This window comes from Brachyspira catarrhinii, assembly GCF_005518285.1.
Lineage (GTDB): Bacteria > Spirochaetota > Brachyspiria > Brachyspirales > Brachyspiraceae > Brachyspira > Brachyspira catarrhinii.
In genome coordinates this window covers 1-552 of sequence record NZ_SJDU01000743.1, presented here as the reverse complement: position 1 = coordinate 552, position 552 = coordinate 1, and the positions used below count along the sequence as shown (strand labels likewise).

Here is a 552-nt window from a genome sequence, read left to right as displayed (position 1 = left end):
ATGGCCAGATTGAGGCTTTAAACCATCCTCTATATTGGTCGCCTCCTTCCAAATATATTTCAACGGGAAAATTTCCTTCCAAATCTTTATTCGTTTTTTGAGAAGCGAAAGAAGAGACTCCAGAATCAAACCAAACATCGAGTATATCCTCTTCTTTTCCAAATTCCTCGCATCCGCATTCGCATTTCGTCCCCGCTGGAAGCAAATCTTTCGGCTCTAATTCAAACCAGACATCCATTCCTTTAGTTTTTACGATTTCTGCAAAATGTTTTGTCGACTCTGCCGTTAATAAAGTTTTACCGCATTTTTTACAATAGAAAGCTGGAATAGGAACTCCCCATGAGCGCTGACGAGACAAACACCAATCGGGACGATTATCGAGCATTTTTTTCATTCTTTCATGTCCCCAAACTGGATACCATTTTATATTTTCAAGCGATTTAACCGTTCTCTCGTCAATATTGTCATGCTTCATATTCATAAACCATTGGTCTGTAGCTCTGAATATCAAAGGATTTTTACATCGCCAGCAAATAGGATAACTATGGCTTA

Annotated in this window: 1 protein-coding gene; it reads right to left on the bottom strand. The window is 38.8% G+C overall.

Features of this window, described 5'->3' with window-relative positions:
- Positions 1-552: class I tRNA ligase family protein (locus EZH24_RS13295; RefSeq protein ID WP_153227243.1), on the bottom strand; the 552-nt coding region annotated here is incomplete at both ends.